The sequence below is a fragment of the Paenibacillus sp. IHBB 3054 genome (assembly GCF_051594305.1).
Classification (GTDB): domain Bacteria; phylum Bacillota; class Bacilli; order Paenibacillales; family Paenibacillaceae; genus Paenibacillus_AQ.
This window is the reverse complement of record NZ_JBOFBG010000001.1, coordinates 200162-213893: the sequence shown is the minus strand read 5'-3', so window position 1 is coordinate 213893 and position 13732 is coordinate 200162. Positions and strand designations below refer to the sequence as shown.

Sequence of the window (13732 nt, the reverse complement as noted above, 5' to 3'; positions counted from 1 at the left end):
TATTCATCTAGAGGGGGTAAATGTTGATGAACAAAAAACTGACATATGCAGGGGTTGCAGCACTTCTTCTACTGGTGATATCAGGCTGCGGAGACAAGCCGGCTGCAGCACCGGCTGATGAAGCGGGACAAAATTCTCCTACAGTCGTTAGCGGAGCCGAAGGAAATAACGTAAATGGAGACAGCAAGAGTGACAGCAACAGCAATGCAGGAGGGCTCAATACACCCGCCACTGCAGAGCCGGTCAGCACCGATGCTCCTGTTGCAACGGACAAGCCTGTTGAAGTCGACAAACAAAGCCAGAGCATTTCCACGTACTATACGGATTCGCAGCAGATGGAACTTGTGAAGGCTGCAGCAAAGATAAACTTCGCGAACGATACGGAGAAATATACTGAAGCATTCAAAACGCTTCAAAACAGCGATAAGGCGGATATGATCCCGTTATGGAGCGGTATTGAGCTTAAATCACTTAAATTTACGGATGGACAGATTCTGATGGACATCCACAAACCGGCTGAGGCTCAACTGGGCGCAGGCGGTGAATCCATGGCCATCAGTGCGCTGGCCCAACTCTTCTTCCAGTTCGAGGAAGTGAAAAGCGTTGAGCTTCTGGTAGACGGTGAGCAAGTGGAAAGTCTAATGGGGCATGTGGATTTAGTGCATCCAATAACCCGGGAGAACAGCGCATTATAAACGTCTCACAGGAATTTTGGGAATGTTTGCCGAATTACTAATATACCACTTACATGAAGCATAGAGAGGGGAATAACCTATTGTCCGGTCATAAAAGATCCAATCACTCTATTAAAGCTTATTCCACCAAAGCGGCATCTGCTGTTCTGGCCGGCGCTATGGTGTTTGGTAGTGCAGGGGCTGCATTCGCTGAGAGCACAGCTACGGCTGCTGCCCCTAAAGCTACAGCCGCGCCAACAGCAACAGCTACACCAAAAGCTACGGCTACGCCTATAGCAACAGCTACACCAAAAGCTACGGCAACGCCTGCAGCAACAGCTACACCAAAAGCTACGGCTACACCTACAGCAACAGCTACACCAAAAGCTACGGCAACGCCTGCAGCAACAGCTACACCAAAAGCTACAGCAACGCCTGCAGCAACAGCTACACCAAAAGCTACGGCAACGCCTGCAGCAACAGCTACACCAAAAGCTACGGCAACGCCTGCAGCAACAGCTACGCCAAAAGCTACGGCAACGCCTGCAGCAACAGCTACACCAAAAGCTACAGCAACACCTACAGCAACAGCTACGCCGCCTGCAGCTGCACCAGGATTGTTCAGCGATGTAAAAACAGGCTTCTGGGCAGAAAAACATATCTATAAGCTGGCAGCGCAAGGTCTTGTTGTTGGAAATAACGGATTATTCCGTGCGGGTGACTCTGTTACCCAGCAGGAAGCTGTGCTGATCGCACTTCGCTTCATGAAGCTTGAGGACAAAGTAAATACCGGCACTGACGTGGTGCTTCCGACTAATTTCCAGGTGTCCAATTATTTTAAGCCGTTTGTTGTGCTGGCTTTCCAGCAGGGCCTTCTGGACAAGACGGTTGAAATGTCGGCGGATAATCTAAAGACATCCTGGGGTGACCGCAAGGCATCACGTGAATGGATTGCCGAATTGCTGGTCCGTGCTCTTGGCAAAAACTCCGAAGCGGCCGCAGTATCAGGCAAGCCGACTAGCTTCGCTGATGATGCCAAGGTTTCGGCGAATAAGCGAGGTTACGTGAACACTGCCGTGGAATTGGGACTGGCCAATGGTCTTGACGGCAACCGCTTTGATCCACAAGGAGCGGTAACCCGTGCACAAGTGGCAACTTTCTTCAGCCGCGCAGAAGCATTTAACACTATAGGGTATGACAACACAGTCAAAGGGAGCATCAGTGCCTTGAAGGACGGGAAAATGACCGTTTACAGCAACGGTTTACCGTCTGTCTTCAATTTGACTCCCGTAACTGCATACTACACTAGTACGGCAGACACAAGAATCAGTCTGAATGATGTTCAGCCGTATACCAAAGTAACCGTTATTGGTGCAACCTATAATGCAGCTTATGTTGAGGTGACAGATCCTGCCCAGCAGGTGGTAAGTGTCGAAGGGAACTTTGCCAAGATCACTCCAAGTACGATTTGGCTTGATTCTGCTACGGGATATGACCAGTACAGCTATGATACCGATACTTCTTTTGTTGATGTAAATGGAAGCACGATTAGTTCTGGAGCAATTACCGCAAACAGTAAAGTTACCTTGCTGCGTGAAACTTTCACAGGAACTAATAAGGTGGTAAAGGTTCAGGTGACCTCGGGCGTTGTGAACAAAACGACCACAGGGACAATTCAAAGTGTGGATCAGGCAGCAAAAAGCATCACGTTCAAAAATGCTTCCGGAATTGCGGAAACGTTCAAGTGGGAAGACGGGGTTACACTGTTCAGTTCGCAAAACGCAGTTCTGTTGCCAGCCGACCTGAAGACCGGAGCCGCTGTGAAATATACGATAAATAGCAATGTCATCCGTTCGGTGGAAGTGACTTCGGGCACGGAGCGAACGGTAGAGGGATCGATTTATGAGCTTACAAGCTCAAGCATTATTTATAAAAAGTCTGACGGTGCGCGCGAAGTGAAGCTGTTGGCTACATCGCCGGCGCCGACAATTGTGATACCTAACGTTGCTAACCCGGTAATCGGTGATCTGCTTGCCGATGCGACCAGTGGAGACAATGTTCAGATTACCCTCAACAGCTCTGATCAGGTAACGAAGATTGAAGTGCTGAACCGCCAGCTGGATGAATTTATCGGTGCGACTGTAATTGCTTTTAATAGCAAGACAAAGCTGCTGACAGTTATGGACGGCAAAAGTAAAGCACATCTGGTACAGATTGATGACAAGACAAAACTTGCTTTTGACGAGGGCATTACCACATCATTGACTACTATGGGGATATATCTCTACGAAGGGCGCAGGGTGGATGTAAAAGCTGTCGGCCAGCGGGCCCTTTCGGTAGAAACCAGCACCAAATATACAGGAACCCTGTCCGAGATTAATACAACAACCAGAACGATTGTTCTGAAGCTCGCAGGGGGGCAAACTATTACCCTGGGTTATCCACAGGTAATAGATATTCTCGGACGTACATCTTCTGCCATCACAGATATACCTCTTAACTCTTCGGTAACCGCAGTGCTTACGAGCAATCAGGATGTCATCTCAGTGCTTAAAGTGAACTCATCAGTACAGGTTGAAATCACTACCCTTAATGCACCAATGAATAAGCTGGGTGTGAAATGGTCCGGAGGGACGCTTGAACTAAATACTTTGACTTTAGCAATGACCAATGAAGCAGGGCAAACCCTGAAAATTGGCGACTTGAAGGTCGGTGATTATGTGAATTTGACCGTAAGCGGCAGCACTCCAGTATCACTTCAGTACATCAAGCAGAATACTGGTGTTGTGTCGTCAGTAGATGCAGCTGCGGGTTCGTTCGTGCTTAAGGATTATGCAGGCACCTCCCAGACGATTGCAGTCAGCGGTGGCGTAAAAATTATCCGTGACGGTGTCACTACGACAGGTCTTGGCAGTCTGACTACAGCTGACCGGGTAGATGTCCGCAAAGATGCTGACGGATCAGTGATCGTCACTGTACTGAAGCAGCTTACCCGCTCGGTTTCGCGTTACGACAGCCTAAATAACCAGATCGTAACCAAACGCTCTTCTCTGAGCGATACGAATTATCAGTTCGCGATCACTTCGAGTGTATATATTCACCAGGGTGACACGACTTTATCCGTGCAATCTCTCAAAGAAAATGATAATATTATATTGTATTTCAAAAACGATGTCTTAGTTGAAGTCGTGAAACAATAGTAGCAATGGTGATTTTCCGTGAGAAACACCGTCTTGATCCAGGAGATTGTCTGGATCAAGACGTTTTTTTTGAAATATAAGCGGTTATACTTGTTTATATTTCTTTACATCAGAGAAGATACGCTCGTCTGGTTTGTTGAGTGTAAATACTCCGTGGAGGGGACGCCGGTGAAAGTTGCAGAGGTCCGCCACATTCTGGATACGATTCGAGACATGTTTCCTGATGCGCATTGCGAACTGAATCACAGCAACGCTTTTGAGCTAACCATTGCGGTGCTGCTGTCAGCCCAATGTACGGACGCAACAGTGAACAAAGTGACCGAGGACCTGTTCCAAAAGTACAAAACCCCTCTTGACTATATTTCCGTGCCGCTGGAGGAATTAGAGAGGGATATCCGGCGTATCGGCTTGTTTCGCAATAAGGCTAAGCATATTCAAAGCCTTTGTTCTATTCTTATAGAGCAATATGGCGGAGAAGTGCCACAGGCTCATGACTTGCTGGTAACATTGCCGGGGGTCGGCCGCAAGACTGCGAATGTCGTTGTGTCCAACGCTTTTGGCGTACCTGCGATTGCTGTGGATACCCATGTGGAACGGGTAGCCAAGCGGCTCGCACTTGCGGGCTGGAAGGATTCCGTACTGGAAGTGGAGAAGAAGCTGATGAAGGCGGTGCCGCGTGAGGAATGGACACTTACACATCATCGACTGATCTTTTTTGGCCGCTATCACTGCAAAGCCCAGAATCCAAGTTGTCAGGTTTGCCCGCTCTTGGATGTATGCCGTGAGGGCAAGAAACGTATGAAAACAGCTGTAATCAGGAAAGATAATGATGTTTTAAAGGCAAGTAAAAAGTTAGAGATGAAGAAGAGGATGGGATAGAGATGAAATGCATTTCTGTATATACCAATAATTTTGAAGCTTTTTCCGATATTTTTGACCGTGTAGTGGAAAGTCCGTTGGAAGAAAATGAAGAGCAGGAAGTAGAAGGCATCACGATCAGCCATTCCGGCGATGTGCCTGAGCATTACCTGGAGCGGATGTCCCAGAAGCCTGAAGTTGTTGTTATGAGAGACAAATCCCGTGGTCTGACCATTCTGCAGCACGGTAAAGTATTCGAAATTCTGCTTCCGGTACTGGAAACAGCGTAATAGGATTTACACACAAAGAGTCGGCCTTGGGGCCGGCTCTTTGTTCGTAGTGCGTTATTGAAAAAGTGGGCATCTTTGTGGAATGAGCTTAAGATGAGAACTTCCTTAAACGCAAGGAGTATGCAATATAGACCATTGTTGAAGGTACGAATCCCATGACGCACAACATTACGACTACGAAAGAAGTATTTTCTAGAAGTAAACTGTTCCATACCTTTGTAGACAGGAACCTTAAAGCAATACTTCCTAAGGTCAGCAACAGTGTTACAAAAGCTGCTATCTTGCTGATTCGGGCAACCTTGGTATATTTGTCATAAATAGTCGCACGGTCGGTATGGATAGGAACAGTTCCCGGTTCTGCCGAGAAGATATGGAGATCACCGGCGGAGCATACATAAGTCCAGCCGCTGTCTGCAAAAATATTATGGTACTCCGCTTCCTCCTCCTTCGGCAATTCACGTATATCAAGACAGTAAATCTGCTTATGCGGCTTTCCCCTGCGGATTACGTAACCAAACAAAGAGAAATGATCCAGAAACCAGCCTTTTTCTGACAGCGCGCTTAATTTGTTCATATCCGCATCCTCGGCAAAGGCCAGACCTTTCGATATCACATAACGTGTTTGTTTATCCTTCTTCATGAGATGATTCCTCCTTCGCAGTTTGTATTGCGGCATTCCCGTGTGCAACCATTCTAAGTCTCCGTTCGATTTCTGCTGTAATAATAAGCTTCCCACTCTGAGTAATCTGATAAGTCTTCCGCCGGTCATCATCGTCCTCATTCAATAGAATATAGCCTGATTTCTGCATTTTCTTGATTAGGGTGTAAAGTGTTGCAGGCCCGATTTTGACTTCCCCGTTCGTCAGTTCTTCAATATATTTCATGATCGCATAGCCGTGTTTCGGAGAGAGTAAGGCAAGCAGGATGTAGTAAGCCGAATCAGTCAACTGTTCGGTCTGCAGTGAATTAGCTCTGGACATTGGCACACCTCCATTTTCTAAAATAACAGGTATATCTGATATAGATATATCCATTAGTGATATATCCGATATGGATATAATAATTACATAATATTGCATTGTCAAGTCAGGGATGCATAATTTTTAGTCAACTGAATTTTGTAAAGGTTTATAGGGGATTTTGTAATTCGTGAATATTTGATTTGTGGCAAACTGGTGATAAAATGTAATTATTCTAGTTATGCCATTTATTTTTACGTTAAGATATATTTATTTTAGATATCGCTTTATGAAGGGTACGTACATAGACTTCAAACAAAGTCGATTTTTTCTAGGATGCAGCGGAGGTGGATATAGTGGCAGCAGAACAAACCAAGATTAAAACAGAGAATGTGACGGATTCGCCGCTTACTCTGCTGGGAGCGCTGATGGAACGGTGGGGAGAGACAGAAACGCAGCGGGTACTCTCCGATTTGGAGAGTAAAGAGTGTGCCCGTGAGCTGACACTCGCCTTTTGCGGACATTTTTCGGCAGGGAAGTCAAGTATGATTAACAGGTTATGCGGCAGCAATGTACTGCCTTCCGGGCCCGTTCCGACCAGTGCCAATGTCGTGTCTATCCGCAGCGGAGCGCCCCGCGTACGGCTCTATCCCAAGGTGGAAGGACAGAATGAGACAAATTCCGCATGGGAGACCACACCGGAGAAATTGCAGGAATATTGCCGCAAGGGCGGTGATTATTCTGCGATTGAAGTCTGGGAGGATGTGCCATTGCTTGGAGCACATGGTGTTCTGATGGACACCCCGGGGGTTGATTCCACGGATGACGGGCATCAAGCCGCGACGCGCTCCGTACTGCACTTGGCCGATGTGGTGTTTTATGTGATGGATTACAATCATGTGCAGTCGGAGAATAACCTGGCTTTTGCCAAAAACCTCAGTGATTGGGGCAAACCGCTGTATCTTATTATCAATCAGATTGACAAGCACCGTGAACAGGAAATTGCCATTGAAGCCTACCGGCAGCAATTGGAAAGCGCTTTCCAGGAATGGGGAATTCAATCCGCCGGTATTTTGTTCACTTCACTTAAGGACATGGAGCATCCGCTAAATCAATGGGACGGTCTGCTTATGCTGATTCGCCAGCTGCTGGATCATCGGGAGGAGCTGCTTGGCTACAGCTTGTCCCGCTCGGTACATCATGTGGCCGATGCGGTTGTGACAGAATACCGCGAGCAGCAGCAGGAGGAGCGCGAGGCGCTGCTGGAAACATCGGGTGGTGCGGTCGAGTACTCCGTGGAAAGAGCGCTTCAGGCTTGTAACGAAGAGCGTAAGGAGCTTGCAGAGCTGCCTGATCAGTCAATCCTAACGTTGCGCAACGCACTCGATGCGCTGCTGGGCAACAGCAATCTGATGCCTGCCGATGTAAGGGAAGCTGCGGGTGCTTATGCTGAAAGCATGGCTCCCGGCTTCCGGCAGGGCCTGCTGTTTACGGCTGCGAAACGGGAGAAGGTGCAAGCAGAAAGGCTAAAAGCCTGGCACGGACTGCAAACGCGGGAAATCACCGCCCAACTGGAATGGCATATTCTTCAGTTGGTCCGGGAATGGGCCGAAGGCCTTGGCGTGTGGGAGGAGGGGGCCGAGAATCTGCTCAAGCAAAGTTTTCCGGCGGTGAGCCAGGAGTGGCTGGCGGCTGCGTTGAAGCCGGGAACCGGGGCCTCGGGCGAGGCGTTGCTTAATTTCACCCGCACGCTTGCGGCTGAAATTAAAGCCCAGTTCCGCCGGGCTGCCCTGTCTCTTGGCGATGAGCTGCTGGCGAAGCTGCCGCCGCTGCTGGAAGAGCGGCGCACCGAGCTGTCGCGCCGCGAAGAAGCCCTGCAGCGGCAGGCGCGCGCGCTCGCCGCGCTTGCTGCCCTTGACCGCGCGGCGGATGCCCGCGCGGCAGAGCTCGCGGCGCTATTGCCGCCGCGCCGGACCCTCACCCCCGGCACTCTGCCGGAGGTGAGGGTTGCCCCGCGGGCAGGCGCCAGCAGCGCCGCACCGCGCGTGGTCCAGCCGCTGCCGGGCGCAGCGGCCGGAAGGCCTGCCGCCGCAGCCTGGGCGGCAGGGCCGGTCTCGCCGGCGGGCGGACGCCGCCGGCTCACGAAGGCCGCAGCGGCGCTGAGCGCTGCGGCAGAGCTGCTGCGCGGCGAGCAGGCCATGGCCTCGGCGGCGCGCAGCCTCGCGGCACGGGCGGAGAGCATCGCCGCCGGCCGCTTTACGATGGCGCTGTTCGGAGCGTTCAGCGCCGGTAAATCCTCCTTCGCCAATGCGCTGCTGGGCGAAGAAGTGCTGCCTGTGTCTCCCCACCCCGCCACAGCAGCGGTGAACCGCATCCTGTCACCGGAAGGGGAATTCCGCCATGCCAGCGCGGTGGTAACGATGAAGACCGCGGAGGATTTCTGGGAGGACATCCTCCATTCCTTCAGCGTACTGCAGCTTGCGCCCCCGCAGCGGCAGAGCTGGACCGCTGAGGTGGCAGGGCTGAAGGTCAGCGGCCTGCATCCTTCCGCCCTGCCGCATGCCGGATTCCTGCGGGCGGCCGCTGCGGGCTGGTCAGAAGCGGAGGGACTGCTGGGAACGGTGCGGACTGTTGATCTGCAGGAATACCGTGGACTGGTCGCCGAGGAGACCCGGGCCTGTTTTGTGCAGGGGATTGACCTGTATTATGACTGTCCCTTGACTGCGGGCGGCATTGTGCTGGTGGATACCCCCGGCGCGGATTCCCTGCATGCCCGTCATACCGGTGTAACCTTCGGTTACATGAAGAATGCGGACGCGATATGTTTTGTGACCTATTATAATCATGCCTTTTCCAAAGCGGACCGTGGTCTGCTGGCCCAATTGGGAAGAATTAAAGACAGCTTCGCGCTGGATAAAATGTTCTTTATCATCAACGCTTCTGATTTGGCCGCAGACGAAGCGGAGCTGGAAGAGGTGAAGGGGCATGTCGCGCAGAACCTGCGTGCTGGCGGCCTTACCTCGCCGCGGATATATACCTTGTCCAGCCTGCTGGCGCTGCAAGGCAAAACAGACCACAACCGGGAAGCTTATGAAAGCTCCCGTTTCCAGACCTTTGAAGAGGCGCTTGCGGAATTCGCGGGCGGAGAACTGCCGCGGTTGTCGCTTGCAGCCGCGCAAGAGAACATTGCCTCCGTGCGCATGCGGGCGGAAGAATGGCAGAAGCTGGCCGAGATGGAAGCAGGAAGGCGTGAAGCCGGACTGCTGGAGCTGCAGGAACGCCGCCGCACCGCAGAAGCACGGCTCACGGCACTTTCCGCCGAGGAACGTCCGCTGCGCGACCTTCGCCGGGAAGGTGAAGAACTGCTCTATCATGTGCGGCAGCGGATCGGATTTGCCTTCGGCCGTTTCTTCCAGGAATCCTTCCATCCTTCCGTGCTGCGCGAGGATAGCGGAAATCTGAAAGATATCTTTACAGCCTGTGGCAGAGAGCTGGAACGCACCCTTGAGCGCGAGCTGGAACAGGAATTGTGGGCGACTACCCTGCGCCTGGAAGCGGCAGGTCAAAAACTCGTGCGGACGGCAGCTTCATCGGCCGCGTCGGAACTGTCGATTTCGGCTCAGGAGCTTCAGCTCATGGACAATGCCGAAGAACACTGGCCTTCCCCGGATAAGCTGGAGTGCCGGTTATCCCCTCTGGATTGGGCAGCATTAGGGGGCCGCTTCAAATCGCCGCGTCATTTCTTTGAGGGGCCGGGGCGTAACGAAGTCAGAGCCTCAGCGGACCCTTGGCTGAAGGAAGCAGTTGCCGGAGCCGCCGGAATGCAGGAAGATTTATTATTGGATTTTTATACGGGTGTAGCGGAGCAGGCGTTGAAACGTTCGGCAGAAACACTCCGAGCAGCTCTGGCTGAGCGGGAGGAAGTGATGTCCGGTCTCTTGAAAGGGGGTGATTCTGCGGAACATTGGGGCCAAATTGGCCATCAATTAAATGTTCTGGAGAGAAATTTCGACGATCTCGTAGACGGCGATCTGTGAAGATTGTAGGAAAATGTCGAAGAAGGCTTGCAATCTGGTCGTTGATGGAAGAAAATAAAGAAGCCTGAAAATTTACAATGAAAACTGCGACATTTACAGAAAAAGAGAGTCAGCAGTCAAATTAGCCGAAAGAGGTTGGAGTCGACAATGTGGGGAGCTCCTTTTTCAGCTCAAAGCCGTAAGCTGCTGCTCTTGGGCAGCGGGGAATTGGGTAAGGAAGTCATTATCGAAGCTCAGCGCCTTGGCGTAGAGACCGTAGCTGTGGATCGTTATCAAGATGCCCCGGCGATGGGTGTAGCCCATCGCTCCTATGTAATTGATATGCTGGACGCGGACACGCTTAAGACGCTCATCCGTTCCGAGAAGCCTGACTTGATTGTGCCCGAGATTGAGGCTATTGCCACTCATGCGCTGCTGGAGCTGGAGGCGGAAGGATTCTTCGTAGTCCCGACTGCACGTGCAGCCCGGCTGACCATGGACCGGGAGGGTATCCGGCGTTTAGCGGCTGAAGAGCTTGGCCTGCCGACCGCGGCATACCGCTTCGCGGACAGTCTGGACGAATTGCGCCAGGCAGTGGAAGAGCTTGGCACACCCTGTGTGATCAAGCCGATTATGAGCTCTTCCGGCAAAGGACAAAGCGTCTGCAAGAAACCAGGTGATGTGGAGGACTGCTGGAATACGGCTCTGGAAGGAGCGCGGGCCAAAGGGACACGGGTCATCGTGGAGGCTTTCGTTACGTTTGAAAGTGAGATTACCTTGCTTACGGTCCGATCGGCAAGCGGAACTGTATTCTGTCCGCCGATCGGCCATATCCAGAAGGACGGCGACTATGTAGAGTCCTGGCAGCCGCATCAGATGAGTGAGCGCACGCTGGCAGAAGCTCAGAATATCGCCAAAACGGTAACTGATCAGCTTGGAGGCCTTGGTATTTTTGGAGTGGAGCTGTTTCTTACAGAGCAGGGAGTATTGTTCAGTGAAGTATCGCCCAGACCGCATGATACCGGCATGGTTACAATGATTACGCAGGATTTATCGGAATTCGCTCTGCATGTCAGAGCCATTCTTGGATTTCCGCTGGACTCGGTTGCGCTCGTAACACCGGGCGCTTCGGCTACCCTGAAAGCAGATAAAACCGGACAGGCTTTTGCCATATCCGGAATCGGCGAAGCGCTGGCGCTTCCCCGTACGCAGGTTAGGGTATTCGGCAAACCTGAAATCCGTCCTGGACGGCGGATGGCAGTAGCCCTCAGTGCAGCGGAAGATGTAGAAATCGCGCGGACTACCGCCAAACAGGCGGCGTCTATGCTAAAAGTGGAGGTATATGAGAATGAACAGTAGTACTCAGGAGCAAGTACTGCAAATTCGCAAATGCGGCATGAATGATCTGGAGAGAGTGACAGCCCTTCTGCGGGAATTCGGCTATCCGACAACACTTAGCGTGATGAAAGAGAGAATGGAAGGCATGGAGAATGATCCGTTCCATTGCACACTGGTCGCTGAACTGGACAATGAAGTTGTGGGAATGATTGGACTTCGGCAGGTGAAATCCTATTACAAACATGCGGATTGTATTACGGAAATCAACGCGCTGATTGTATCAGAGGAGCTTAGAGGCAACGGCCTCGGCAAAAGATTGGTAGCTGCAGCGGAAGAATGGGCCCGCGGGCAGGGTTGCTGCCAGCTGTTCCTTAGAAGCGGCAACCGTGTGGAACGTGCGCCTGCGCATGCTTTTTACCGTCATATGGGTTTCGAGCAGACTACCGGCTACCGCTTCAATAAAGCATTGCTGTAAATCTAATACGTACAATCATCCCCATCCCGGCAACCGGGATGGTTTTTTTTCGTCGTAGAGGTAAACCCCACCGTTCTGAGCTGAAGAATATCATTCCCTCAATTTGCTTATGTATACCCGTCCATTGCCACTGTATAATGAATTAGCTGAACCGGCGGAATAGCCATTCAGTATCTTTTACCCCTTACTTAAGTTAAACATAGATAGAGTTGATCGAATCAGCTAGAATAGTTTTATAATTACCTAAACAGAAATTATAAGAGGGATGAAGCATGTATAAATTGATTCTTGCCGAAGACGAAGAGGACGTAAGAGAAGGGATTATCGCACAGATCGACTGGGGCAGCTATGGTTTTGAGGTCGTAGATCAGGCGGAGAATGGCCGTGAGGCTGCGGAATCAATCGACCGCCTGCTGCCGGATGTGGTCGTGACAGACATCCAGATGCCATTTATGAACGGACTGCAGCTGTCCGAATGGATCCGCAGCCGTCATCCCAATACGAAGATCATAATTCTCACCGGCTATGATGAATTTGAGTACGCCCAGAAAGCGATTAAACTGCAAATTGACGAGTATATTCTGAAACCGTTTTCTTCTCAGGAATTGATCGACACACTGCTCAAGGTTAGAAAAACCATAGAGGCGGAAATCGCTGAGAAAGAAAATGTGTTTGTGCTGAGCGAGCATTACCGGAAGAGTCTGCCTGTACTTCGTGAACAATTCCTCTCCTCGCTTGTTTCCCGCAGGCTGCGGCCCGCGGAAATCGTCGAGAAAAGTGCGGAATACGGCATCAACCTCTCTGGTGAGAGCTTTCAGTCTTCGGTAATCAGCATAGATTATATCCGTTCGGAGAAGAATGCAGGAGTTATCCAGAGTCTGCCCGTATCCCTGCGTGACACCGGCGACCGCAATTTGCAGCTGTTCGCGGTACTTAATATCGCTGAGGAAATTTGTCTGAAGCATGGTTTCGGCAAAGTATTTATACACCGGGATGATGTCGTGCTGCTCTCGGTCAGCATGGAGAAGGATGAGGCGGAGATTACCGGCAAAACCTTCGCGATCTTGGAAGAAATCCGGCAAAATGTACAGCGGTTTCTAAAGCTGACGGTGACCTCAGGAGCCGGAACAGTATGCCATACAGCATCCATGCTGTTCAATTCATTCGGCGATGCACTGCAGGCACTTGATTACCGCCTCATTCTCGGCAACAACAGAGTGATCTGGATCGAAGACGTGGAGTCAAGATCCAATCAAATGCTGGCTTATGACGAGCTGACCCAACAATCGCTGATCCGCACAATCAAGCTGGGCACGGTACAGGAGCTGAAAGAGGTTGTCGACGAACTGTTCGGGGGACTGGACACCGCGCAGGTTTCGACGCAGGACTATCAGGTGTTTCTGCTGGAGATCATCACCTCGATTCTACGGGTGGCCAAGGAGTCAGGCAGTGAGACTACCGATTACATCGGATCAGGGCTGTCTTCGCTGACGGAGATCCATAAATTCAACAATATGGGCGAAGCTAAGCAGTGGATTATCAATGTGTGCAGCCGCCTGATGGATTCCATCGCTTCGGAGCGGCAGTCGAGCTACAAACAGCTGATTGACCAAGCCAAGGAATATATCCGGGGTCATTATGAGGAGTCCGACATCTCGATCGGCAAAGTCTGCCAGCATTTGCATATCAGTACGGGATATTTCAGCAGCATTTTTAAGAAAGAGATGAAGATGACCTTTGTCAGCTATCTGCTGCAGATCCGTCTGGAGGCTGCCAAGGAACTGCTGCGCTCAACAGAGCTGAAGGCTTTTGAAATTGCCGAAAAAATCGGCTTTGCCGACCCGAATTATTTTAGCTTCTGCTTCCGCAAGAAATATGGACAATCTCCCAAAGAGTATAAGAACAGCTCCCGGGGAGGCTAG

10 protein-coding genes are annotated in these 13732 nt (G+C 51.2%); 8 read left to right on the top strand and 2 right to left on the bottom strand.

All coding sequences use genetic code 11. The features are described 5' to 3' along the window. Positions 1-26 precede the first annotated feature (26 nt). The 4 genes from ACQ76X_RS01040 to ACQ76X_RS01025 all read left to right on the top strand — a co-directional run bounded on the left by ACQ76X_RS01040 (position 27) and on the right by ACQ76X_RS01025 (position 5022). Positions 27-695, top strand: coding sequence for a GerMN domain-containing protein (locus tag ACQ76X_RS01040; protein ID WP_438490991.1), 669 nt, complete (start codon positions 27-29; stop codon positions 693-695). An 80-nt stretch (positions 696-775) separates the two neighbouring features. Next, positions 776-3874: an S-layer homology domain-containing protein gene (locus ACQ76X_RS01035; RefSeq protein WP_438490990.1), complete on the top strand. Its 3099-nt coding sequence runs from the start codon at positions 776-778 to the stop codon at positions 3872-3874. 168 nt (positions 3875-4042) lie between these two features. Then, on the top strand, positions 4043-4753 hold the full coding sequence (gene nth, locus ACQ76X_RS01030; RefSeq protein ID WP_438490989.1) for an endonuclease III: 711 nt from the start codon (positions 4043-4045) through the stop codon (positions 4751-4753). Between the two features lie 2 nt (positions 4754-4755). Beyond that, positions 4756-5022 (top strand): hypothetical protein, encoded by a 267-nt coding sequence (locus ACQ76X_RS01025; RefSeq protein WP_038594340.1) that lies wholly within the window; start codon positions 4756-4758, stop codon positions 5020-5022. Between the two features lie 88 nt (positions 5023-5110). On the opposite strand, the gene ACQ76X_RS01020 is transcribed toward ACQ76X_RS01025, so the two are convergent. Beyond that, on the bottom strand, positions 5111-5662 hold the full coding sequence (locus ACQ76X_RS01020) for a DUF2812 domain-containing protein (protein ID WP_438490988.1): 552 nt from the start codon (positions 5660-5662) through the stop codon (positions 5111-5113). Then, positions 5649-6002 carry a PadR family transcriptional regulator gene (locus ACQ76X_RS01015; RefSeq protein ID WP_438490987.1) on the bottom strand — a complete coding sequence of 118 codons (354 nt, stop codon included), beginning with the start codon at positions 6000-6002 and terminating at the stop codon, positions 5649-5651. Before ACQ76X_RS01015 ends, ACQ76X_RS01020 begins: the two co-directional genes overlap by 14 nt. A gap of 335 nt (positions 6003-6337) precedes the next feature. Between ACQ76X_RS01015 and ACQ76X_RS01010 the strand changes: the two genes are divergently transcribed. The 4 genes from ACQ76X_RS01010 to ACQ76X_RS00995 all read left to right on the top strand — a co-directional run bounded on the left by ACQ76X_RS01010 (position 6338) and on the right by ACQ76X_RS00995 (position 13732). Then, positions 6338-10018 carry a dynamin family protein gene (locus ACQ76X_RS01010; protein WP_438490986.1) on the top strand — a complete coding sequence of 1227 codons (3681 nt, stop codon included), beginning with the start codon at positions 6338-6340 and terminating at the stop codon, positions 10016-10018. A gap of 147 nt (positions 10019-10165) precedes the next feature. Beyond that, entirely contained in the window at positions 10166-11356 is a 1191-nt protein-coding gene (gene purT, locus ACQ76X_RS01005) for a formate-dependent phosphoribosylglycinamide formyltransferase (RefSeq protein ID WP_438491586.1), read from the top strand. Next, positions 11346-11810 carry a GNAT family N-acetyltransferase gene (locus ACQ76X_RS01000; RefSeq protein ID WP_144024272.1) on the top strand — a complete coding sequence of 155 codons (465 nt, stop codon included), beginning with the start codon at positions 11346-11348 and terminating at the stop codon, positions 11808-11810. The genes purT and ACQ76X_RS01000 overlap by 11 nt, the downstream gene beginning before the upstream one ends. Positions 11811-12082: 272 nt before the next feature. Further along, complete coding sequence (locus ACQ76X_RS00995) at positions 12083-13732, top strand: response regulator (protein WP_438490985.1); 1650 nt, start codon at positions 12083-12085, stop codon at positions 13730-13732.

Bases quoted from the DNA above. Each gene is read 5' to 3' on its own strand.
- ACQ76X_RS01040 (WP_438490991.1), top strand. From the start codon at position 27: ATGAACAAAAAACTGACATATGCAGGGGTTGCAGCACTTCTTCTACTG.
- ACQ76X_RS01025 (WP_038594340.1), top strand. From the start codon at position 4,756: ATGAAATGCATTTCTGTATATACCAATAATTTTGAAGCTTTTTCCGAT.
- ACQ76X_RS01020 (WP_438490988.1), bottom strand. From the start codon at position 5,662: ATGAAGAAGGATAAACAAACACGTTATGTGATATCGAAAGGTCTGGCC.
- ACQ76X_RS01015 (WP_438490987.1), bottom strand. From the start codon at position 6,002: ATGTCCAGAGCTAATTCACTGCAGACCGAACAGTTGACTGATTCGGCT.
- purT (WP_438491586.1), top strand. From the start codon at position 10,166: ATGTGGGGAGCTCCTTTTTCAGCTCAAAGCCGTAAGCTGCTGCTCTTG.
- ACQ76X_RS01000 (WP_144024272.1), top strand. From the start codon at position 11,346: ATGAACAGTAGTACTCAGGAGCAAGTACTGCAAATTCGCAAATGCGGC.
- ACQ76X_RS00995 (WP_438490985.1), top strand. From the start codon at position 12,083: ATGTATAAATTGATTCTTGCCGAAGACGAAGAGGACGTAAGAGAAGGG.